Here is a 19,989-nt window from a genome sequence, read left to right as displayed (position 1 = left end):
TCCGCATGCCCCAGAGACCATTCCGCGCCCTGCTCGCCCGTGCGGGGCTGCTCGCCGTCGCCCTGCTCGCGCTGGTCGCGGGACTGCTTCCGGCCTCGGCCGCACCGGTCGCCGAGCGCGCGGGGGCCGCGGCGGCCGGTACGTTCCGCAATCCGCTCAACACGGGACCCGACCCGTTTATGACCCACTGGAAAGGGTCCTACTACCTGACCACGACGCAGGGCGACAGCATCCGGATGTGGCGCTCGTCCTCCCTCGGCAACCTGCTCTCGTCCGATCCCGTCACCGTCTGGACCGACTCGGACGCTTCCCGCAACCGCAACATCTGGGCTCCGGAGTTCTACCGGTTCGGTGACCGCTGGTACATGTACTACACGGCCGACGACGGTGTGGACGAACACCACCGCCTGTACGTCCTGGAGTCCGAGCGCGACGACCCCACCGGGCCGTACCACTTCAAGGCCGAGCTCGCGCCGCCCAACCACGCGAACGACTTCGCCATCGACGCGGGCATCCTGCAGCACAACGGCCGCCTGTATCTGGCCTACAGCGGCATCAACCAGTACCAGCACAACGGGCTCAACATCGCCCCGATGTCCAACCCCTACACGGTCTCCGGTGACGCCGTCGCCCTCAACGGAGCCGGCGGCTGCCCCGAGGTGCGGGAGGGCCCCGAGTTCCTCTACCGCAACGGCCGTACGTGGATGACGTACTCGACCTGCGACACCGGCAAGCCCGATTACCAGGTCTGGATGATGTCGCTGCCCTCGGACGCCGACCCGCTCGTCCCCGGCAACTGGCGGCAGCACCAGGGCGCGGCCTTCTCCCGGGCCGACGACCGCGGCGTGTTCGGCCCCGGCCACCACGCCTTCTTCCAGTCCCCGGACGGCAAGGAAGACTGGATCGTCTACCACGCCAAGACCACGTCCGCGTACACGTACGGCAACCGTACGCCCCGGGCCCAGAAGATCACCTGGCGCGCGGACGGCAGTCCCGACCTGGGCCGGCCGCTCGCGCTCGGAGCCACTCAGGACCTGCCCTCGGGCGACCCCGGGTCGGGCAACTACTGGATCAATGACGACGGCCGGTCCAGCGGGCCCGGCAAACTGACCTACAGCGGATCCTGGAACTCCGGTACCGGCTGCGGCACGCAGTGCTTCTGGAGCGACGACCACTGGAGCGACCAGGCCGACGCCACGGCCACCTTCTCCTTCACCGGCACCCGCATCGCGCTGCTGTCCGTCAAGGACGTCGGCAACGGCTACGCGGCGATCAGCATCGACGGCGGTCCGGAACAGCAGGTGGACTTCCACGGCGCACTCCGAGTCGGTGAGGCCCTGCAGTACATGAGCCCCCGCCTCGCGAACGGCAACCACACCCTCCGCATCCGCGTGACCGGCCGGCACAACAACGACTCCCAGGCGTCCTTCGTGAGCGTCGACCGCGCCGAGGTCTACGTGAACTGAACCGCACCCCCGGCCACGTCGCGTGGCCGGGGGCCCGAGCCATTGCGGCAAAAGGGTGATTCACGAGAGATTCACGTCTTCTCGCGTTGCCTCTTCCAGGGAGTGTCGTTAGCGATATCAATCATCGCTCGTACGCGTGGCGATAGAGGAATGCAGCTGACATATGTGTGAAGAGCATGCGTGCAACAGCAGCATTTATTGAGGTGGGGGAGGGGGTTCCTGTGTGCCGTCAGCAGCCGGTCATGAGGCCGGCCACCCAATACGCCGCGCGTGGCATCACTTGCAAGAGCGCACACAGGTCCTCGCCTGTGTGACACAACTCAAGACAAGAGAAGAATCAATGCGACAGACATTGCAGAGCATCGCGCTCGTCGCGGCAACCGCCGCGGGACTCTTCGCAGCAGCCGGCGGCACCGCCCACGCGGACGCCGGAGCAACGGGCGCGGCCGCCGGCTCGCCGGGCGTGCTGGCGGGCACCCTGGCCCAGCTGCCGGTACACGTCCCGGTCAACGTGTGCGGAAACACCGTGAACGTCGTCGGACTGCTGAATCCGGCGGCAGGCAACACCTGTGCAAACGGCAAGCGGGACAACGCCGGCCGGCACGGAGGGCACCACCAAGGCGGCCACCAGCACGGTGGGCACCAGCAAGGTGGCGCCGAGGCCCATGGTACGGTCGGCGACTCGCCGGGGGTGGGCTCGGGCAACGGCATCCAGCTGCCGGTCGACCTGCCGGTCAACGCCTGCGGCAACACCATCGACGTCGTCGGCGTACTCAACCCGGTCACGGGCAACACGTGCTCGAACGACGGCCCGGTGCAGCGTCCGCCCCACCACCGGCCGCCGACGGAACACCCGCACCAGCCGCCCACCGACCACAAGCCGCCCACGTCTCCGGAGAAGGAGACGCCTCCGGCCAAGCCGCAGGCACCGCGCCCGCATGCGCCGTCAGCCGACGAGCGCGCGTCAGGCGAAAAGGCTCCTCATACGCCGGCCCCTGCGCCCGCCGCCCTGGCTGAGACCGGAGCCGAGTGGCTCGGCCTGACGACCGCCGGCAGCGCAGCCGCACTTCTCAGTGGCGCGTTCCTGGTTCGACGGGCCCGCCGAGCCCGCAGCTGAACGCTCGCCGCGTACGTGTGCGGACGGGCGGACGATGACCCGCATTGAATGACAGGCCTGCTGCTTCCCGGAAACCATCCGGAAGCCACCCGGAACCACCATCCGGAAATCGCCGGGAAATCAGCCGGGAGGCAGCAGGCACGGATCGCCGGCCGTGGTCGGTCACCGCCCGGGGCGAATGGTGAGCCGTACGCCCTCGGCAAGCCGGTACGGGCGGGTGTCCACGACGGCTCCGAGGAGTCGGCGGAGCCGGCTCACCTCCGCTCGTGCGGTGACGAGATGGTCGGGGTCGCCGAAGAGGGACCGGCTCAGGGCTGCCGCGGTCAGGCCGGTGGGACCGGCCGCGTGCAGCAGAGACAGAATCTGAGCGTGGCGCCTGGTGATGCTCCGGCACCAGATGGTGTCGCCCGTACTCGCCCGCAGAACCGGTGCCCCGGACAGGTCGAGAGCGAGCAGTACGGTGCGGCCGCGGCCCATCGGCCGGACGAGCCAGCCGTTGGGCAGTCGCTCCGGCAGCCAGGCGCCGAGTCCGGGCACGGCGATGGCCTGGCCGGCCCGTGGTGCGGCGATCCGGTCGGCCACAGCAACGCCGGCACGGTGCGCGACCCAGCCGTTGTCATCCACGACCAGAGCGGGGCCCGCGGCCCCGGCCAGCAGCGGTTCGGCCACCTGCCTCAGCGCGTCCAGCCGTTTCTGGTGCGACCGCCACAGCTCCGCCTCGGCCAGCCGCGTCGCCGCCTGGACCAGCATGCCGACCGCGGGGTGCAGGGACAGCGCCGGGCCGCTGACGTCGATGACCCCGAGCATCTCGCCCGTACGTGGGTCGTGGATCGGAGCAGCACTGCAGTACCAGGGGTGCTGGCCCTGCTCGAAGTGCTCGCCGGCGAGAAGTTCGACGGGCGCGGCCTCGGCCAGTGCCGTTCCGATCGCGTTCGTGCCGACCTTGGCCTCGGTCCAGTCCGCGCCCTCGGTGAATTCCAGTGCGTCGGCCCGGCGGCGGACGGCCGAAGCGCCCGCCCGCCACAGGACGGCGCCCTCGGCGTCGGTCACCACCAGCATCATGGTCGCCGCGTCCGAGGCGGCATGGAACATCTCGGCGATGCGATCGACGACATCGCGCAACGGTGAGTCGTACCGCCGCCGCGCGACCTCGTCCGCCGCGAAGATGGCGCGTTCGTTCACGCGGTCCGCCGTCAGACCGAGCTCCATCATCCGCGACCAGGAGTGGGAGACGATGGCGCGCGGTGGCACCGGCGGGCGGGCGCCGGCCATGACCGCCTCATGCATGCGGACCAGGTCCCGGGCGTGGGTCGGGAGGTTACGGCCAGGCGGGACGGCGCCGCGCACGCGTACCACCTCCCGGCTACCGCACCGTCGCGTCAGCCGCTCCAGGATAGGAGCCGGCCGACGCGATGACCACGGTCCTGCGCGCGTGCAACTCGACGCAACCGTTGCCGCCGGTACCCCGGCCGGGGTGAGATCGGCGTGACGTCATGAACGTCCGGTCGAAGGGAGTTCCGATGGCACAGATGCTGGATGCGGTGGAACAGGACCGTTCTCCCCAGGCACGCGTCGACGATTGGCTCGCCCGGTTCGAGGCCGCACTCGCGGCTCGGGACGTGGCGGCCGCGGCCTCACTGTTCGCCACCACCAGCTACTGGCGGGATCTGGTGGCCTTCACCTGGAACATCAAGACCGTGGAGGGCCGGGCCGGCGTCGCGGACCTGCTCACCGCCTGCCTCGACAGCACCGGCCCGGCCGATTTCCGCACCACCGAAGCCCCGACGGAGGCCGACGGCGTCACCGAGGCGTGGATCGAGTTCGAGACCGCGGTGGGACACGCGAAGGGCCATCTGCGGCTGACCGACGAGGGCGCGTGGACGTTGCTGACCAGCCTTCGCGAGCTCAAGGACTTCCCGGAACCGCGGGGTGACCTGCGGCCCAGGGGCGCGCTGCACGGCGTGATCGCCCAGCGTCGCTCCTGGGCCGAGGAGCGGGACCTGGAGCAGGAGCAGCTGGGTTATGACCGGCAGCCGTACGTGGTGGTCATCGGCGGTGGTCAGGGCGGCATCGCGCTCGGTGCCCGGCTGCGTCAGCTCGGCGTGCCGGCCCTGGTCGTGGAGCGCAACGACCGGCCGGGCGACTCCTGGCGCAAGCGGTACAAGAGCCTGTGCCTGCACGACCCCGTCTGGTACGACCACCTTCCTTACCTGCCCTTCCCGGACAATTGGCCGGTGTTCGCGCCGAAGGACAAGATCGCGGACTGGCTGGAGATGTACACCCGCGTGATGGACGTGCCGTACTGGACGCGGTCGGAGGTCACCTCGGCCGCCTTCGACGAGGCGACCGAGACCTGGCGGGTCGTGGTGGACCGGGACGGCGAGGAGACCGTGCTCACTCCGCGCCACCTCGTCTTCGCCACCGGCATGTCGGGCAAGCCCAACCTCCCGTCGTTCCCCGGCATGGACCGGTTCGCGGGCGAGCAGCACCACTCGTCGCAGCACCCGGGCCCGGACCGGTACGCGGGCAAGAAGGCGGTCGTCATCGGATCCAACAACTCCGCGCACGACATCTGCGCGGCGCTGTGGGAACACGGCGCCGACGTGACGATGGTGCAGCGTTCCTCGACGCACGTCGTGCGGTCGGATTCCCTGATGGAACTGGGTCTCGGGGACCTCTATTCCGAACGTGCGGTACGCGCCGGGGTGACCACCGAGAAGGCCGACATGGTGTTCGCGTCGCTGCCCTACCGGATCATGCACGAGTTCCAGATCCCGGTCTACGACCGGATCCGCGAACGCGACGCCGACTTCTACGAACGCCTCGCCAAAGCCGGCTTCGAGCACGACTGGGGCGACGACGGGTCGGGCCTGTTCATGAAGTACCTGCGCCGCGGCTCCGGTTACTACATCGACGTGGGTGCGGCCGAACTCGTGGCCGACGGCAGGATCAAGCTCGCCCGGGGCCAGGTCGACCACCTCACCCGGACCGGCGTCGTACTCGCCGACGGTACGGAACTGGACGCCGATCTGATCGTCTACGCGACCGGCTACGGCTCCATGAACGGCTGGGTCGCCGACCTGTGCGGCCAGGAGATGGCGGACCGGGTCGGCAAGTGCTGGGGGCTGGGCTCGGACACGACCAAGGACCCTGGCCCGTGGGAAGGCGAACAGCGCAACATGTGGAAGCCCACCCAACAGCCGGGGCTGTGGTTCCACGGCGGGAACCTGCACCAGTCCCGCCACTACTCGCTGTACCTCGCGCTCCAGCTGAAGGCCCGCTACGAGGACCTCCCCACCCCGGTCTACGGCCTCCAGGAGGTCCACCACCTCGCCTGAATCCGAGCCGGGGCGGCCGCGATGTGTCCAAGCACCGCGGCTGCCCCGGCACTGGGCTGCGCCGTTCTCCCAGGCCGTCGTTGCTTTCATCTCTTGAAGTGAAGCGGATGGTTCCGAATCCCTTGACGACCCTTCTTGCGACGAGTTAACTCAAGGCGTGAACAAGGTCTGGACCAGGTCTAGTTGGGCCGGCCCCGGCGTCATTGCCGGTTGGCCGGACCACTGTGCACTGCATACGGAGGGGCAGCCAGCCCCCTCCTGAGTGTCCAGGTCTTCAACACTTCGTGGCACGCGCACCACCTCGTGCACACGCACGACTTCGTGGCACACGCACGACCGACGGCAGTGCGGCCGTCACGGGCCGACGCCCGCCTCCCCCCCCCACACCGCACAGGAGCCGCTATGAGTTCATCAGCACGGCACGGAACCAGGCACAAAAGCAGGCACGACGGCAGTCACGGAAGTAGTACTCAGCGCCTGCGTTCCGTCTCGCAGCGTCGCCTCGCCCGCCGGAGCGCGCTCGGTGTGGCCGCTGCTGCGGTCATCGGCGGCGCGACCATGGCGGCGGCCGACGCCGCACCGGCCGACGGCCCCAAGGCCACCGACGCGCCGCAGGCCGTGGCCCCATATCTGTACAACGGCTGGGGCGATACGCCCGATCCCGCGACGGTGATGGACGCGACCGGCGTCAAGTGGTTCACGCTGGCCTTCGTCCTCAGCAGCGGTGCGTGCGATCCGCAGTGGGACGGCAGCCGGCCCCTCACCGGCGGCGTCGACGCGAAGACCGTGGACACCATCCGCGCCAAGGGCGGTGACGTCATCCCCTCCTTCGGCGGAGCCAGCGGCAGCAAGCTGGAGCAGAGCTGCCAGGACGCCTCGGCGCTGGCCGGTGCGTACCAGAAGGTGATCGATGCCTACGACCTGAAGGCGATCGACATCGACATCGAGGGCGATGCCTACAACGACCCCGAGGTGCAGCAGAAGGCGATCGACGCGCTGAAGCAGGTGAAGGCCGACAACGCCGGCCTGGCGACGTACGTCACGTTCCCCAGCGCCCAGGACGGCCCGGACGACAGCATGATCAAGCGGGCCGCCGACTCCGGTCTGGAGGTGGACGGCTGGACGATCATGCCGTTCGACTTCGGCGACGCCGGCGACCAGGACATGGGCGAACTGACCAAGAAGGCCGCCGAGGGCCTGAAGAACACCGTCAAGGACGCCTACGGCTACAGCGACGACGAGGCCTACCGGCACAGCGGCGTCTCGTCGATGAACGGCATCACCGACGTCAACGAGCGGGTCACTCCGGAGAACTTCGAGGCCATCCGCGACTACGCCCAGGAACACCACCTCGCCCGGCTCACCTACTGGTCGGCCAACCGCGACCGTCCGTGCCCCGGCGCCTACCCCAACGACGACACCTGCTCCGGAGTGGACCAGGAACCCTGGCAGTTCGCCAAGATATTCGCCGGATACACGGGCTGACGGGGCGGGGAGACACCGTGAAGCTGAACATCAACCGCAAGGGACCCACCGGAGCGGACCGGCCGCGCCACCGACGGCGCCGCGCCCTGCCCGCCGCAGCCACCGCGCTGCTCCTCGCGACCGGCACCGCAACCCTCGTCACCACGCAGAGCGCGAGCGCCGGTCCCGAACACTCCACGACGCAGAAGCAGGCGCAGACGCAGACGCTGGGGCAAAAGCAGCAGCACCTCACCGCGGCGGACGCTCCCGACCTCGGCCCCAATGTCGACGTCTTCGACCCCTCGATGTCCAAGGACGAGATCCAGTCCCGGCTCGACACCGTCTTCAAGGAGCAGGAGAAGGACCAGTTCGGCCAGGAACGGCACGCGCTGCTCTTCAAGCCGGGCAAGTACGAGGTGGACGCCAACATCGGCTTCTACACGCAGATCGCCGGACTCGGTCTGTCGCCCGACGACACCGACATCAACGGTGATGTGCACGCCGAGGCCGACTGGTTCGACGACAACGCCACGCAGAACTTCTGGCGCGGCGCCGAGAACCTGGCCGTCACCCCGGCAAACGGCACCGACCGATGGGCCGTCTCACAGGCCGCGCCGTTCCGCCGTATGCACGTGAAGGGCAACCTTCAGCTGGACCCGCGCAACCACGGCTGGTCCAGCGGTGGCCTGCTCGCCGACACCAAGGTCGACGGTACGGTCTCCTCGGGGTCGCAGCAGCAGTACCTGTCCCGTAACACCGAGTGGAGCGGGTGGGAAGGCTCCAACTGGAACATGGTGTTCGTCGGTGCGACCAACCCACCGGCCGGCGCTTTCCCCGAGCCGCCGTTCACCACGGTGGCCAAGACCCCGAAGTCCCGCGAGAAGCCGTTCCTCTACGTCGACGACGCGGGCGCGTACCAGGTCTTCGTTCCCGACGTCGCCACCGGCACCCAGGGCACCACGTGGTCCGGCGGCGCCCCGAAGGGCAAGTCGCTCCCGCTCGACGATTTCTTCATCGCCAAGCCCGGCGCGAAGGCGTCCGAGATCAACGCCGCGCTGGACGAGGGCAAGCAACTGCTGTTCACGCCCGGTGTCTACCACCTGGACGACACGATCAAGGTGACGAAGCCGGACACCGTGGTGCTCGGCCTCGGGCTCGCCACGCTCGTCCCGGACGGCGGGGTCACCGCCCTGTCGGTGGCCGACGTCGACGGCGCGAAGATCGCGGGCGTGCTGATCGACGCGGGCAAGGAAAGCTCGGAGACGTTGATGGAGATGGGCCAGAAGGGCGCTTCGGCGGACCACTCCGCCAATCCTTCCTCCCTCCACGACGTCTACTTCCGCGTCGGCGGCGCGGGCGTCGGCAAAGCGGCCAAGAGCCTCGTCGTCAACAGCTCGGACGTCATCGGCGACCACACCTGGATCTGGCGGGCCGACCATGGCGACGGAGTCGGCTGGACGCAGAACACCGCGGACAACGGCCTGACCGTCAACGGTGACGACGTCACGATGTACGGCCTGTTCGTCGAGCACTACCAGAAGGACCAGGTGGTCTGGAACGGCAACGGCGGCCGGACGTACTTCTTCCAGAACGAGATGCCGTACGACCCGCCGGACCAGGCGGCCTGGATGGACGGCGGCACGAAGGGCTACGCCGCGTACAAGGTGGCCGACGGTGTCACCGATCACCAGGCGTACGGGCTGGGCAGCTACTGCTACTTCAACGTCAACAAGTCGGTGGCCGCCGACCGCGCCTTCCAGGTGCCCAAGGCGGACGGGGTGAAGTTCCACCACATGGTGGCGGTCTCGCTCGGTGGTACCGGCACGATCAACCACGTCATCAACGACCAGGGCGGCCCCGCGAACACGGGCAACCAGGAGGCGTACGTGGTGGATTACCCGTAGGCGGGTCCAGCACGCGCACCTCTACGACGCCTCTCTCACTCCACCCCCCGCAGCGAACGGCCGCCGACCCCACACCGGCGGCCGTTCGTGTTGTCGCCGGTCGCCGGTCGCCGGTCGCCGGTCGCCGGGATGCGGTGTCCGACGCCCGGCGGGATGGGGGCCGCTCCCGGCACAGTGACAGAACGGTGACACACGGAGCACAACGATCCCGCGGGCAGCCTTGTCTGATGTGGCAGGCGCAGTGAGCGCCACACATGACGAACTGGGGGAACACCATGAAGCTCTTCCGTCGTGCTGCCACGACCGCCGCGCTGACCACTGTCACGGTCGGCGCGGTGGCCGCCTTCGCGACACCGGCGTCCGCGGCTCCCCGGACGACCACCGCGGCCGTCGCGTCGCCGGCCTCGGCGCAGGCGGTGTACAACGGTGTCTGCGGCAGCGGCTACAAGGTCGTCGACTCGACGCCGGTCGGCGACGTCGGCACGGTCTTTGTGACCTGGAACGAGTCGACGGGCAAGAACTGCGCCGTCACCATCCGGAACACGCCCGGCAACCCGCCGGTGTGGATGGCCGTCTCGCTCGCCATCGACGCCGGCCGCGACGCGCCGTACGTGGTGGACAGCGGCAACTACACGGCCTATGCGGGACCGGTGTACCTGGACGCCCGTGGCCAGTGCATCCTGTGGAACGCCGCGATCGCCGGCGTGGGGGCCAACGGCCGCGGCCACTGCGGCTGACGGACGGGCGCGGGTCGGGCACGTGAAGCGGCTGCTTCGCGCAACGGCCCGCTATGCGTCGGCCGCCCGCAGAGAGGTGAGGCGTTCCATCTCCACATCCGAAAGCCGCAGAGAGCCGGCCGCCATGTTCTCTGCGAGATGATCCGGATCACTGGTCCCCGGGATCGCCAGAACGTGCGCCCCCTGCTGCAAGGTCCACGCCAGTCGGACCTGCGCAGGGGACGCACCGTGCGCGCGGGCGACGGCGCATACCGTTGCGCTGTCGCTGGGTCCCGGGCCCGCCTCGCGCCCGGGGCCGGCGATCGCGAAGAACGGGACGAAAGCGATGCGGAGTTCACCGCAGAGGCGCAGGAGCGCCCGGCTCTCTTTCGCCGCACCGACCCCGTACGGGTTCTGCACGCAGACGACCGGGGCGATGGCACGGGCCTCGGCCAGTTGAGCGGACGTGACGTGGGAGACGCCGAGGTGGCGGATCAGCCCGGCGTCGCGCAGCTCGGCCAACGCGCCGAAGTGCTCGCCGATCGGTGCGGCCCGGCGGCTCGGTGGCACGCGCAGGTTCACCACGTCCAGGTGGTCGCGGCCGAGTTGGCGAAGGTTTTCCTCGACCTGGCCGCGCAACTGCCCCGGGGCGGCCCACCACCACGCGCCCGAGGGGTCGCGGCCCGGCCACACCTTTGTGGTGATGACCAGGTCCTCCGGGTACGGCGCCAGTGCTCGGTTGATCAGCTCGTTGGCGGAGCGCGTCGCGGAGAAGTAGAACGCGGCGGTGTCGATGTGGTTCACGCCGAGTTCGACCGCCCGCCGGAGCACGCCGATCGACTGCTCCCGGCCACGCGGCACGCCGCGGTCGAACGGTGCGGTGCCTGTCAGGCGCATCGCGCCGAACCCCAGACGGTTGACGGTCAGGTCGCCGAGTTTCCAAGTGCCGGGTGTTCCGGTGGTGTTCATCTGTTGGCACATGGCATGCGTCTCCTCTTGTCGGCAAGGAACGGGAAAACCCATGGGGGCCGCGGGCGCGGTCACGTCGCTCGGTGGGGCAGGCTCGCCGAACGGATCCACCACTGCCGGGGTGGGACCTGGGCATGAAAAAAGCCTCCCCGGCGGATCGGAATCCGCGCCGAGAAGGCTCTCCTGCTGGCCAGCATCTTAGCAGGTCGGGCAGGTCGGGCAGGTGGGGCAGGTCGGCGGAGATGCCGGGAGGCTTCCGGGATGAAAACCCGGTGCGTTCGCGCCGCTCGCATCCGTATGCTCAAGCAAGATCACGACGGACGGGAGGTGGAGACAGTGAAGCTTGCTGAGGCGCTGGCAGAACGGGCGGAAGCGACGCGGCGCGTAGAACAGCTGCGAGCGCGCGTTGTCAGCAGCGCGCGTTACCAAGAGGGCGAGACACCCGCAGAGGACGCGGCTCTGCTGCTGGCCGAGGCCAGTGAGGTGATGGACTCCCTCGAGACGTTGATCCGGCGCATCAACCGGACCAACGCCGCGGTGGACATGGGGGAGGACGGTACGCTCACCGACGCGCTCGCGCGCCGGGACGTACTGCGGTTGCGTCACTCGGTGATCACCGCGGCGGCGGACGCGGCAGCGGGTACGGGCGAGCGGGGGTACGGCCGGCAGCTTCGGTCCGAGCTGAAGATGCTCTCCGCGCTCCCGGTCGCCGAGCTGCGCGGACAGGCGGACGAGCTGGCACGAGCGATCCGGGAGATCGACGTGCGGATCCAGCGGAAGAACTGGGAGGCCGATCTGCCGGACTGAGCGGTCCCGGCAGGCCGGGGCGATGTGGAGCAGGTAGGCGTTTCGGAGGCGTGCACACACCGAGGGCCGGCGGTTTTCCGGCCCCTCCTGGCGCGTGAAGAGCAACGCGGGGGTTCGATTCCCCATCAACAGTGCAGCTCAGCACCGCGTACAGGTAACAGTGCACCTCGCACAGCACATCACCACGTGCAGATCCGGGCGCCGAGGGCGGGTTCGGGGTCTTCCACATCACAGCGACTGGCCATGGAGGGCCGAGCGGACCTCCTCGACTCCCTGCTGTGCACTGCCCAGCGCGTCGTCAGATCCGTCGCAGCCACTCCTCCGCTGTGCCGTGCGGTGCCTGTTCGCTCGGGCGCAGAGGGGTGTCGTCCTCCTGGGCGCCGAGGCGTTCGATGACGTCGATGACCCCGTCGACCCGGGAGGCGAACCGGACAGCAAGCGGGATTTCGCTGCTGCGTTGCAGGGTGCCGGTCAGGGTGACCACGCCGTTGTGCACGGTGACCTCCACGGTGTGCGGCTTCAGCCACAGGGTGCGGACCAGCACCTCTTCGATGATTTCCGTGCGGATGTCGTTGTCGGGGCGCGGGAACACACTCACCAGATCGCCGCGCGTGACGATGCCCATCAGACGCCCCTCCACGTCGATGACGGGCAGGCGATTGCAGTGGTGGCGGGCCATGAGGCCGGCTGCTTCGGTGAGGGACTGGCGTGGGCCGACGGTGATGGCCGGTTTGGTCATGAGGTCGCCGGCCGTCACCGCGCGGCTCTCGGTCCGGTCCGTGCGCCTGCCGCCCAGGTGCAGACGTCCGAGTCGCCGCGGGTTGGTTTCGTTGTGCGGAGCTGCTTGCCGTGCCATCAGGTCGGTCTCGGACACTACCCCGAGCACCTTGTCGTCACCATCGATGACCGGTACTCCGCTGATGCCGTGTTGGGCGAGCAGCGCCGCGACCTGCTTGACCGGGGCGTTGCGCTGGACGGCGACGACGTCGCGGCTCATGACGTCGCTGATCGGTCGGTGGTGCATCCTGTCTCTCCCTTCTTTCCATTCGCGCGAGACGGTGGAACTGAGCTGTGCCGCGTGGCGGGCTTGGGCGATGCGCTCGCGGGCGGTGCAGGTAGGGATCGTGTGCGGTACGGAGTATCAGCCGGATGCGTGTGTCCGGGGCGGTCACCGCGTCCGGCCTGGTCCAGCAGCACCGCGACGACCGGTAGACCCTGGGAGCCGGTCGGCCCGTAAAGGGCACGTACGGCATCCTCACCGGTCGCCGCGGCGATTGTGGGGGGGCGCCGGCACCGGCGCCGTTGCTCAGCAGCCCGCACCCGCTCGTCATCTGCATCATCGTCACCTGCATCGCCGGCCCGCTTGCGCCCTCATCGTCCGGTGCTTCCGGCGCCTTCCGCAGGGGGCCGGCGGGCCCCGGCGGCGGCTGAACGGCCCGGAACGCCGTGCCGATCGGCAGTGCGGGTCACACTCCGTGCAGAGCCCACCAGCGAGCCTCCACCCGCCGACACTGCTTGAAGTGCAGGCGAATCGGCCACATCGGTGGGGCCGAAAGTCCCTCCGGCAGACCCGTATCGGCCCCTGCCTCCGAGGCACCGGCCGACCGAAGCTGACGACGAGTGGCCGGTCTGGAGAAGGGCACAGCCGTGGAACAGCCGCTGGTAGTGGGATGCGACGGATCCGAATCAAGTTTGGAGGCAGTGGAGTGGGCAGCGGGTGCGGCCGCCCGGTACGACTGCCCGCTGCGCATTGTGTACGCCTCCCGATGGGAGAGGTACGAGGGACACCTCCCCGACCTGTCGACCGAACCCTCCGCCGAACGGGTCATGGAGGAACAGGTCATCGGTGTCGCCGCCGAGCGAGCCAACCGCTGCGTGCCAGGGCTCAAGGTCACCACGCACCTCCTGCCGGACGACCCCACGGCGGCGTTGCTGGAGGAAGCCCACCATGCGAAGGCCGTGGTCGTCGGGCACCGGGGCCGCGGTCGGCTGGCGTCGCTGCTGCTCGGTTCGGTCGGACTCGTCGTAGCAGCGCGAGCCCGCTGCCCTGTGGTGGTCGTGCGGGGCCGCCCCAACCGTGTGCCCGGCGTGATGCGCAAGGTGGTGCTGGGTATCGGTGAGGGGCGTCGCGAGGCGGCGGCCGTGGCCTTCGCGTTGCGCGAGGCCGCGGCGCGCAGGTGTGAGGTCGAAGCGGTGCACGCATGGCGATGCGGCATCGGGGAGGTGTCCGAGCACAAGGCACCGCACAGTGAGTGCCGGGCAGAGCATGAGCGACAGGCGGGGCTCCTGTTCGAGGAGGTGCTCACGGAGCAGCCGGCCGAATACCGCCAGGTGACGGTGAAGCGCCGCACCGTCGAGGGGCCGGCGGGCGCATCCTTGGTGGCAGCGTCGGAGAGCGCCGATCTGGTCGTGGTGGGTGCCCGCTGGCGCCAAGGCCGCGTCGGGCTGCAGCTCGGCCCCGTGAACCATACGGTGCTGCATCACGCACAGTGCCCGGTAGCGGTCGTACCGGAGAGCTGAGCTGTGTCCGACCGTTCGCGGGACGGCTCGAAGAGCGCTGTGCCCACGGGAGGCAAAACACCGCCAACGGGCTACTCTGCGGAGAGGGGAGCGAATCGGTCGCGAGGGAGCGGGGAGGCGCGCTCCATGCCGAACTCGGGGAGCCACGAGCGCCGCTCTGTGTTGCCGCAGTTACGTCTGGACCAACTGCTTGACGAGTTGCAGTTCCGCCTGGACAGCGCCCGCGCCACGCACGAGCGCATGCAGAGCCTGCTCGAGGCGGTGCTCAGCGTCGGCAGTGACCTGGATGTCGAACAAGTGCTGAAGCACATCATCGAGGCGGGCGTCGTGCTTGCCGATGCCGAGTACGGCGCACTGGGTGTCGTCGAGAACGGCCAACGGCTGTCCCGGTTCCTGCCGGTGGGGATATCGGAGCAACTTGCAGCAAAAATAGGGGCGTTGCCATCGGGGCACGGCATCCTCGGGGAGCTGATCCGTCACCCCGAACCGCTGCGGCTCACCGATCTCGCCGAGCACCCGAGCAGTTACGGATTTCCTCCGAACCACCCGCCGATGCGTACCTTCCTCGGCGTACCGATTCGCGTCCGTGACGAGATCTTCGGCAATCTCTACCTCACCGAGAAACGGGGCGGGGCGCAGTTCGACGCCGACGACGAGGCCGTGCTGACGATGCTCGCGGTGGCCGCCGGAGTGGCCATCGACAACGCACGGCTGTACCACGAGAGCCGGACGCGCGAACGGTGGCTGGAAGTGCTCGGCGAGATCACCAGGGCCCTGCTGTCCGGAGCCGACACCAGGGAAGCGCTCGACCTGATCGCCCGCCGCAGCGGGGAGCTCGCCGACGCGGACTGTGTGGCTGTCTTCCTGCCGGACGCGGATACGGGAGGATTGCGGGCAGTGGTGGTGCACGGCGCGGATGCCGCACATCTTGCCGACGCCGTCGTGCCGCGCAACGGCTCGCTGGTGGGGCTGGCGGCCCGTACCGGAGAGCCGGCGGTCACCGGCGACCTGAGCGCCGACTCCCGCGATTGCGACGCGCCTGCCGGGTCACAGGTCATCGGCCCGGCGGTGGCGGTACCGTTGTTGCGGGACCAGCAGGAGGCCGGCTCGATCCGGTTGAGCCGCGTGCAGGGACGCCCGGCCTTCACGGAACACGACGTCACCCTGCTCTCCGGCTTCGCGGAACAGGCTGCGCTCGCTCTGGAGCTGGACCGCAGGCGGCGGGAGTCGGAACAGCTGGACGCGTTGCGGGAGCGCGACCGTATCGCCCGTGACCTGCACGACCTTGCCGTGCAACGACTGTTCGCCACCGGGATGACGTTGCAGAGCGCCACTCGCCTGATCGAGCGGCCGGAAGCGGCATTGCGCGTCGGGCGGGCCGTTGACGATCTCGACGAGACGATAAAGATCATCCGCTCCACCATCTTCGGCCTGCGCACCTCGGCCCAGCCACGGGAGGAGGCGGGGCTGCGGCGACGCACCCTCGACGTGGTCGCCAAAGCCGGCGAGGCCCTCGGCTTCACGCCCTCGCTGCGGATGGACGGCCCGGTCGACACCGACATCCCCGCTGAGATCGCCGAACACATCCTCGCCGTACTGACCGAGGCGCTGAGCAATACGGCCCGGCACGCGCGCGCCCGCCGTGCGGACGTGACGTTGTCCGTGGCGGACGAGGTGGTACTCACGGTCACGGATGACGGTGTGGGACTGGAATGCGTGTCGAGGAACGGCAGCGGGCTGGCGAACATGCGGGGCCGCGCGGAGCTGCTGGGTGGCGGCATGGTTCTGGAGACACCGGCCGGTGGCGGAACGCGGATCGTATGGCAGGTTCCTCTGCACACCGCGTGATCAGGCTTGCTGGTCAGGGGGGTGGCGCGGTGGATCCTCCCGGTCGCGTACGCGCTCCGCGATCACCGCGGCCTGGATGCGTCGCTCCACCTTGAGCTTCGACAGGATGGTGGATATCCGGTTCTTCACGCTCTTCTCGGCGAGGTAGAGGCGGTCGGCGATCTGACGGTTGGTGAGTCCCTCGCCGACCAGGTCCAGGATCTCCCGTTCCCGCGGGGTCAGGCGAGCGAGCTCAGGAGGTCCGGTGGGCGTCGCCGGGCCTCGGACACGAGTCAGGACGCGGGCCGTCACTTCGGGGGAGAGCATGGATTTGCCGGAGGCCACCGTCCGCACGGCGGCCACCAGGTCCGACCCTTTGATCTGTTTGAGGGCGTAACCCGCGGCACCGGCCATGATGGCGTCGAAGAGTGCCTCGTCGTCGTCGAAGGAGGTCAGCATCAGGCAGGCGAGTCCGGGCAGCCGGGCGCGCAACTCCCGGCAGACCATGATGCCTTCGTCGTCGCCGTGCTCTTCGGAGGAGCCCAGACGGACATCGAGTACGGCAACATCGGGCCGGAGCGCCGGGACACGGGCAAGTGCCTGACGGGCGTCCGCCGCGTCGCCCACCACCGCCATGTCCGGCTCGGTGTCGAGGAGATCGCGCAGCCCACGGCGGACGACTTCGTGATCGTCCAACAGGAAAACCCTGATGGGCTCACGCTCACCGTCATCGGGTCCCGGTGTGACGTTCATGATTCACTCTCCCGCAAAGTGCCACGCATGGTGCTGGGCAAAGTGCCTGTAGCTGCCGCGGTACGCCGTACTCCGTTCGACGCGCTCAGGGACCAGCCCCTCCTGCAACCCCGCCATCAGCGTGTCGCCACCGTGGCCCAAGAGCCATGGGCCATCAGTCCCTTGCGCGGCGCCGGTCGGCCCGCGCGACGGAGCGACGGTGAGGTCGCGGAGTGCGGCGCTGGGCAGGTCATGCCTGGAGGGTGCCCCACCACCAGTCGAAGGAGGGACGAGGCGGAGAGGTGGTGTCGGCTGCCGTGTCCCGGGTGGTGGGAGTGGGGACGGTGGGGGAGACGGGTACGGAGCCTCCGTCGAGGTACGGAGCGGTGTAGCGGTGGGTGAACCGGATGTCCACGACCACCCGGATGAGCTGCCCGACGTCCCGGGCGCCCGGTCGCACACATAGTGGTCCGCCAGCACGGAGACGATGCCGCCTCCTCCGCTCTGGTCGGTCAGTGCCGGGAACACCTTCGGCCTGGCCGCCTGCACCGACATCCTCGACCTGGTTCAGCCCTCGCCCGACGAGTACCTCACGCAGCGGCGCGGTGGTCTCCGTCGAGGAGGAAGGCCTCCCAGCAGTCGCCGAGGTAGGCCCGGAGCCAGACGGCTTCCCATGACGCGTAGCGGCCGGGAGGCACGAGGCCCTGGGCGCGGCGCGCGATGTCCCTGAATGCCTGCCGCCACGGCCCGGTGGGTTCGGAAGCGAGTTCGGGGCGTTCCGCAGCCGCCGGAAGCGCTCGTTCGAAGCGTTGAGGAAGCGCAGCCGGTAACGTCGGGGCCCGACGGCCAGGAAAGGATATGCCCTCCCATTGACGACCGGAGTGTCCTCGCCTTCCTGCTGAGACAGTGCAGCGGCATGCCGCCGGACTGCGGTGCCGTGAAACCGCCGTGCTGGTGCACGACGTTCCAGACATTGACGTTCGAGGGAAAGGGGGGCGTGCTCCTGTAGAACGGCGGAGCGGACGGGGCGAGCTGAGGGTCCCCCTTGCGAATGGCGTCGATCACGAACTGGAACAGATGCGTGGTCGGCAGTACATCGCGGTATTTGATGACCGTGGGATAGTCCTTGGTCACGCTGATCGTCGGCCCGACATAACCCATGCCGATCGCCTTGTGACGACGGTGCGGGTTCGCAGCCCAGTAGCCCCACACGATTGTCGGCCCGAGGTCCCGGTGGAAGCGCCACGAGCCCTGCCGCATCGTGGTCTCGTAGTAGTCGGCGCCCGGGTAGATGGAAGTGTTACCTCAAGCATCGTCTCCAGCCTTCCCGCGCTCTTGTGACGTTGCAGAGATACAGGGCTGGTCAAAGACGTTGCCGCAGCACGCCGGTCCGATTCGGGAATGCCCCTCATTGAGTCGATCCCGGTTATTTTCGCCGAATCGAATTCATGTACAACTATTTTCCCTGCTGCGGTCGAACTCTCACCGGGCCGGCTCGACGCCTTCGCCGGTCCCTGAGACCGCGGGCGGTGTGGGAGCCGCCGGCGTTGGTGCAGCAGCACGTGGCGTGGGCCGCCCGGGGAGGCGCTGGCCCTGATCACCGGCAACGCCGCTGACCGTACTAGGGTGCTCCGGTGGGCAATGCGATATCGCGCAAGGCGAGCAAGGGGCAGCAGGGCGAGTCGAAGAGGGCGCCGAGGCCAGAGCCGAAGCCGGCATGGGGCTGGCGCGCCCTCGGGCTGCTGCTCGGTCTCGCGATCCTCCTTGTCGGCGCCGGAACTCTCGTCGTCAACGGTGTCCAGGGGGTGCAGGCCACGGGACTGGTCGGCACGCGCGGCACGTTCACAGTCGACTACTGCATCGACCACAACCCCAGCCGGAAGAATTCCGATTACGAGTGCGGTGGCGACTTCGTCCCTCGTGGCGGGAGCGTTGACGACGGGTGGAGCGGAAAGCTCGAGAACGCGGACGACTACCGGGCCGGCACGAAGCTCGCTGTGACCGAGGCCTGGAGCAGCGAGTGGCGGTTCAGGGAGGTCGGTGTCGGAGCGGTCCTGGAATCCAGTATGTGGTTCTGCTTCGGACTCGTGTTCCTGGCGATGGGCTTCTTCCAGTCCCGCAAGTGGGCGCGGAGCTTCAAAAGTAGCCAGGAGCGCGTCCCCGTCGCCATGGAAAACGGCCGCGGCGGCGCGGATCTTGATCCGGACGAATGATTCGGCAGAGGTCACTGCGGGGGCTCACCTTCGGTGGGCGAGTGCGCTGGCGCGACCGTCCTATGATCCGGCCATGGCGGAGGAAGAGCTGGCCGGGGAAGCGGACGACAACAGGCCGCGTGAGCCGTACGCGCGCGTGCATCTGCCGGACGGCCAGGACATCTGCGCGACCGTCCGCAGTCGTGAGCAGGATCCGACCGGCGCCTGGTGGTACACGCTGGAGATCGTCGTCCCGGATCGGTTGCCTGCCGTCGGCGGCCCTGTCCAGCAGGGCCGCGTCATCAGCTTCACGGCCGGCTACCCGACGGTGGAGCCGATCGAGGGGCAGGACTACAGCGTCCTGAACCCGGACCGGCAAGCGTCGGGGCCGCCGGGCCGCTGGCGCGTCTCGATCGACCGCGACGGGCTGGAGTGGGTGCACCGCTCCGACTGCGCGCAGGCCGGTGACACCTGGATCTCGGACCAGGATGCTCTGACACGGCTGAGTGATCCCGGACGTACGCGGCCCTGCCCTGTCTGCCGGCCCGAGGCCGTACTGCGGACCTTGCCCTACGCACCGGAGGGGTAGGTCATGGCGGCGCGGTCAGCGCCCGGCGCCGCGCCGGCGGACGCATCGCGGGCACACCCACATGCGGCCCAGTAGCCGCACGTACACCGCCTCCGGGTGCTCGGGACACCGCAGGTCGTTCGAGTCTCCTTGGTGCTGCACCGAAGGCATGCGCAGCAGGTACGGCTCGGCCCAGCGGCGCCCTCGCTCATCCTTCTCCATCGTCGCCCTCCTCGGTATCGTCCTCGGGCGGCGGCTCAGGTTCGGACGCCTGCTCTTTGTCGAACAGCGGGTAGCCGTCGACGTCGTAGATCGCGTCGTCACCCCCATTGCGGCGTGCCATGACGCCCCCTCAGCCGGATGCGGTGC

17 protein-coding genes are annotated in these 19,989 nt (G+C 69.1%); 11 read left to right on the top strand and 6 right to left on the bottom strand.

Going from position 1 to position 19,989, the window contains the following annotated elements; translation table 11 throughout:
• Nucleotides 1–5 precede the first annotated feature (5 nt).
• The gene (locus tag ACIGQF_RS07850) at nt 6–1,466 is read left to right on the top strand and encodes a family 43 glycosylhydrolase (RefSeq protein ID WP_399706890.1); all 1,461 of its coding nucleotides are present in this window, start codon (nt 6–8) and stop codon (nt 1,464–1,466) included.
• Nucleotides 1,467–1,806: 340 nt separating this feature from the next.
• Nucleotides 1,807–2,583, top strand: a complete 777-nt coding sequence (locus tag ACIGQF_RS07845) for a chaplin family protein (protein ID WP_399706887.1) — start codon at nt 1,807–1,809, stop codon at nt 2,581–2,583.
• Between the two features lie 162 nt (nt 2,584–2,745).
• On the opposite strand, the gene ACIGQF_RS07840 is transcribed toward ACIGQF_RS07845, so the two are convergent.
• Nucleotides 2,746–3,870 (bottom strand): GAF domain-containing protein, encoded by a 1,125-nt coding sequence (locus ACIGQF_RS07840; RefSeq protein WP_399706883.1) that lies wholly within the window; start codon nt 3,868–3,870, stop codon nt 2,746–2,748.
• Nucleotides 3,871–4,103: 233 nt separating this feature from the next.
• Between ACIGQF_RS07840 and ACIGQF_RS07835 the strand changes: the two genes are divergently transcribed.
• From ACIGQF_RS07835 to ACIGQF_RS07820, 4 genes are all read left to right on the top strand, one after another.
• Nucleotides 4,104–5,921: a flavin-containing monooxygenase gene (locus tag ACIGQF_RS07835; RefSeq protein ID WP_399706880.1), complete on the top strand. Its 1,818-nt coding sequence runs from the start codon at nt 4,104–4,106 to the stop codon at nt 5,919–5,921.
• A 303-nt stretch (nt 5,922–6,224) separates the two neighbouring features.
• The gene (locus ACIGQF_RS07830; RefSeq protein WP_399706878.1) at nt 6,225–7,406 is read left to right on the top strand and encodes a chitinase; all 1,182 of its coding nucleotides are present in this window, start codon (nt 6,225–6,227) and stop codon (nt 7,404–7,406) included.
• Between the two features lie 17 nt (nt 7,407–7,423).
• Nucleotides 7,424–9,289 carry a coagulation factor 5/8 type domain-containing protein gene (locus ACIGQF_RS07825; protein WP_399706875.1) on the top strand — a complete coding sequence of 622 codons (1,866 nt, stop codon included), beginning with the start codon at nt 7,424–7,426 and terminating at the stop codon, nt 9,287–9,289.
• Between the two features lie 254 nt (nt 9,290–9,543).
• Nucleotides 9,544–10,026: a spore-associated protein A gene (locus ACIGQF_RS07820; protein WP_399706873.1), complete on the top strand. Its 483-nt coding sequence runs from the start codon at nt 9,544–9,546 to the stop codon at nt 10,024–10,026.
• Between the two features lie 51 nt (nt 10,027–10,077).
• Here the strand turns inward: ACIGQF_RS07820 and ACIGQF_RS07815 are convergent, their stop codons facing one another.
• Nucleotides 10,078–10,974 (bottom strand): aldo/keto reductase, encoded by an 897-nt coding sequence (locus tag ACIGQF_RS07815; protein WP_399706872.1) that lies wholly within the window; start codon nt 10,972–10,974, stop codon nt 10,078–10,080.
• Between the two features lie 336 nt (nt 10,975–11,310).
• Between ACIGQF_RS07815 and ACIGQF_RS07810 the strand changes: the two genes are divergently transcribed.
• The gene (locus ACIGQF_RS07810; protein WP_399706869.1) at nt 11,311–11,781 is read left to right on the top strand and encodes a DIP1984 family protein; all 471 of its coding nucleotides are present in this window, start codon (nt 11,311–11,313) and stop codon (nt 11,779–11,781) included.
• A gap of 298 nt (nt 11,782–12,079) precedes the next feature.
• Here the strand turns inward: ACIGQF_RS07810 and ACIGQF_RS07805 are convergent, their stop codons facing one another.
• Nucleotides 12,080–12,805 (bottom strand): CBS domain-containing protein, encoded by a 726-nt coding sequence (locus ACIGQF_RS07805; RefSeq protein WP_399706867.1) that lies wholly within the window; start codon nt 12,803–12,805, stop codon nt 12,080–12,082.
• Nucleotides 12,806–13,428: 623 nt separating this feature from the next.
• Between ACIGQF_RS07805 and ACIGQF_RS07800 the strand changes: the two genes are divergently transcribed.
• Together ACIGQF_RS07800 and ACIGQF_RS07795 are read left to right on the top strand one after the other, a co-directional pair.
• The gene (locus ACIGQF_RS07800; protein WP_399706865.1) at nt 13,429–14,301 is read left to right on the top strand and encodes a universal stress protein; all 873 of its coding nucleotides are present in this window, start codon (nt 13,429–13,431) and stop codon (nt 14,299–14,301) included.
• Between the two features lie 126 nt (nt 14,302–14,427).
• On the top strand, nt 14,428–16,149 hold the full coding sequence (locus ACIGQF_RS07795) for a GAF domain-containing protein (protein WP_399706862.1): 1,722 nt from the start codon (nt 14,428–14,430) through the stop codon (nt 16,147–16,149).
• On the opposite strand, the gene ACIGQF_RS07790 is transcribed toward ACIGQF_RS07795, so the two are convergent.
• Nucleotides 16,150–16,881, bottom strand: coding sequence for a response regulator (locus ACIGQF_RS07790; protein WP_399706859.1), 732 nt, complete (start codon nt 16,879–16,881; stop codon nt 16,150–16,152).
• A gap of 229 nt (nt 16,882–17,110) precedes the next feature.
• Nucleotides 17,111–17,320: a hypothetical protein gene (locus ACIGQF_RS07785; protein ID WP_399706858.1), complete on the bottom strand. Its 210-nt coding sequence runs from the start codon at nt 17,318–17,320 to the stop codon at nt 17,111–17,113.
• Nucleotides 17,321–18,494: 1,174 nt separating this feature from the next.
• Here ACIGQF_RS07785 and ACIGQF_RS07780 point away from each other — a divergent pair.
• Together ACIGQF_RS07780 and ACIGQF_RS07775 are read left to right on the top strand one after the other, a co-directional pair.
• Complete coding sequence (locus ACIGQF_RS07780; RefSeq protein WP_399706856.1) at nt 18,495–19,073, top strand: hypothetical protein; 579 nt, start codon at nt 18,495–18,497, stop codon at nt 19,071–19,073.
• A gap of 73 nt (nt 19,074–19,146) precedes the next feature.
• On the top strand, nt 19,147–19,641 hold the full coding sequence (locus ACIGQF_RS07775) for a DUF6233 domain-containing protein (RefSeq protein WP_399706855.1): 495 nt from the start codon (nt 19,147–19,149) through the stop codon (nt 19,639–19,641).
• A gap of 187 nt (nt 19,642–19,828) precedes the next feature.
• On the opposite strand, the gene ACIGQF_RS07770 is transcribed toward ACIGQF_RS07775, so the two are convergent.
• The gene (locus ACIGQF_RS07770; RefSeq protein WP_399706853.1) at nt 19,829–19,963 is read right to left on the bottom strand and encodes a hypothetical protein; all 135 of its coding nucleotides are present in this window, start codon (nt 19,961–19,963) and stop codon (nt 19,829–19,831) included.
• Nucleotides 19,964–19,989: the final 26 nt, after the last annotated feature.

It is taken from the genome of Streptomyces sp. NPDC053560 (assembly GCF_044544605.1).
GTDB lineage: Bacteria > Actinomycetota > Actinomycetes > Streptomycetales > Streptomycetaceae > Streptomyces.
This window is presented reverse-complemented; position numbering and strand designations above follow the sequence as displayed.

What these genes read in the sequence shown, in the direction of transcription:
- ACIGQF_RS07850 (WP_399706890.1), top strand. Translation starts at nt 6, where the DNA reads ATGCCCCAGAGACCATTCCGCGCCCTGCTCGCCCGTGCGGGGCTGCTC.
- ACIGQF_RS07805 (WP_399706867.1), bottom strand. Translation starts at nt 12,805, where the DNA reads ATGCACCACCGACCGATCAGCGACGTCATGAGCCGCGACGTCGTCGCC.
- ACIGQF_RS07845 (WP_399706887.1), top strand. Translation starts at nt 1,807, where the DNA reads ATGCGACAGACATTGCAGAGCATCGCGCTCGTCGCGGCAACCGCCGCG.
- ACIGQF_RS07790 (WP_399706859.1), bottom strand. Translation starts at nt 16,881, where the DNA reads ATGAACGTCACACCGGGACCCGATGACGGTGAGCGTGAGCCCATCAGG.
- ACIGQF_RS07820 (WP_399706873.1), top strand. Translation starts at nt 9,544, where the DNA reads ATGACGAACTGGGGGAACACCATGAAGCTCTTCCGTCGTGCTGCCACG.
- ACIGQF_RS07770 (WP_399706853.1), bottom strand. Translation starts at nt 19,963, where the DNA reads ATGGCACGCCGCAATGGGGGTGACGACGCGATCTACGACGTCGACGGC.
- ACIGQF_RS07815 (WP_399706872.1), bottom strand. Translation starts at nt 10,974, where the DNA reads ATGAACACCACCGGAACACCCGGCACTTGGAAACTCGGCGACCTGACC.
- ACIGQF_RS07835 (WP_399706880.1), top strand. Translation starts at nt 4,104, where the DNA reads ATGGCACAGATGCTGGATGCGGTGGAACAGGACCGTTCTCCCCAGGCA.
- ACIGQF_RS07840 (WP_399706883.1), bottom strand. Translation starts at nt 3,870, where the DNA reads ATGCATGAGGCGGTCATGGCCGGCGCCCGCCCGCCGGTGCCACCGCGC.
- ACIGQF_RS07775 (WP_399706855.1), top strand. Translation starts at nt 19,147, where the DNA reads ATGGCGGAGGAAGAGCTGGCCGGGGAAGCGGACGACAACAGGCCGCGT.
- ACIGQF_RS07795 (WP_399706862.1), top strand. Translation starts at nt 14,428, where the DNA reads ATGCCGAACTCGGGGAGCCACGAGCGCCGCTCTGTGTTGCCGCAGTTA.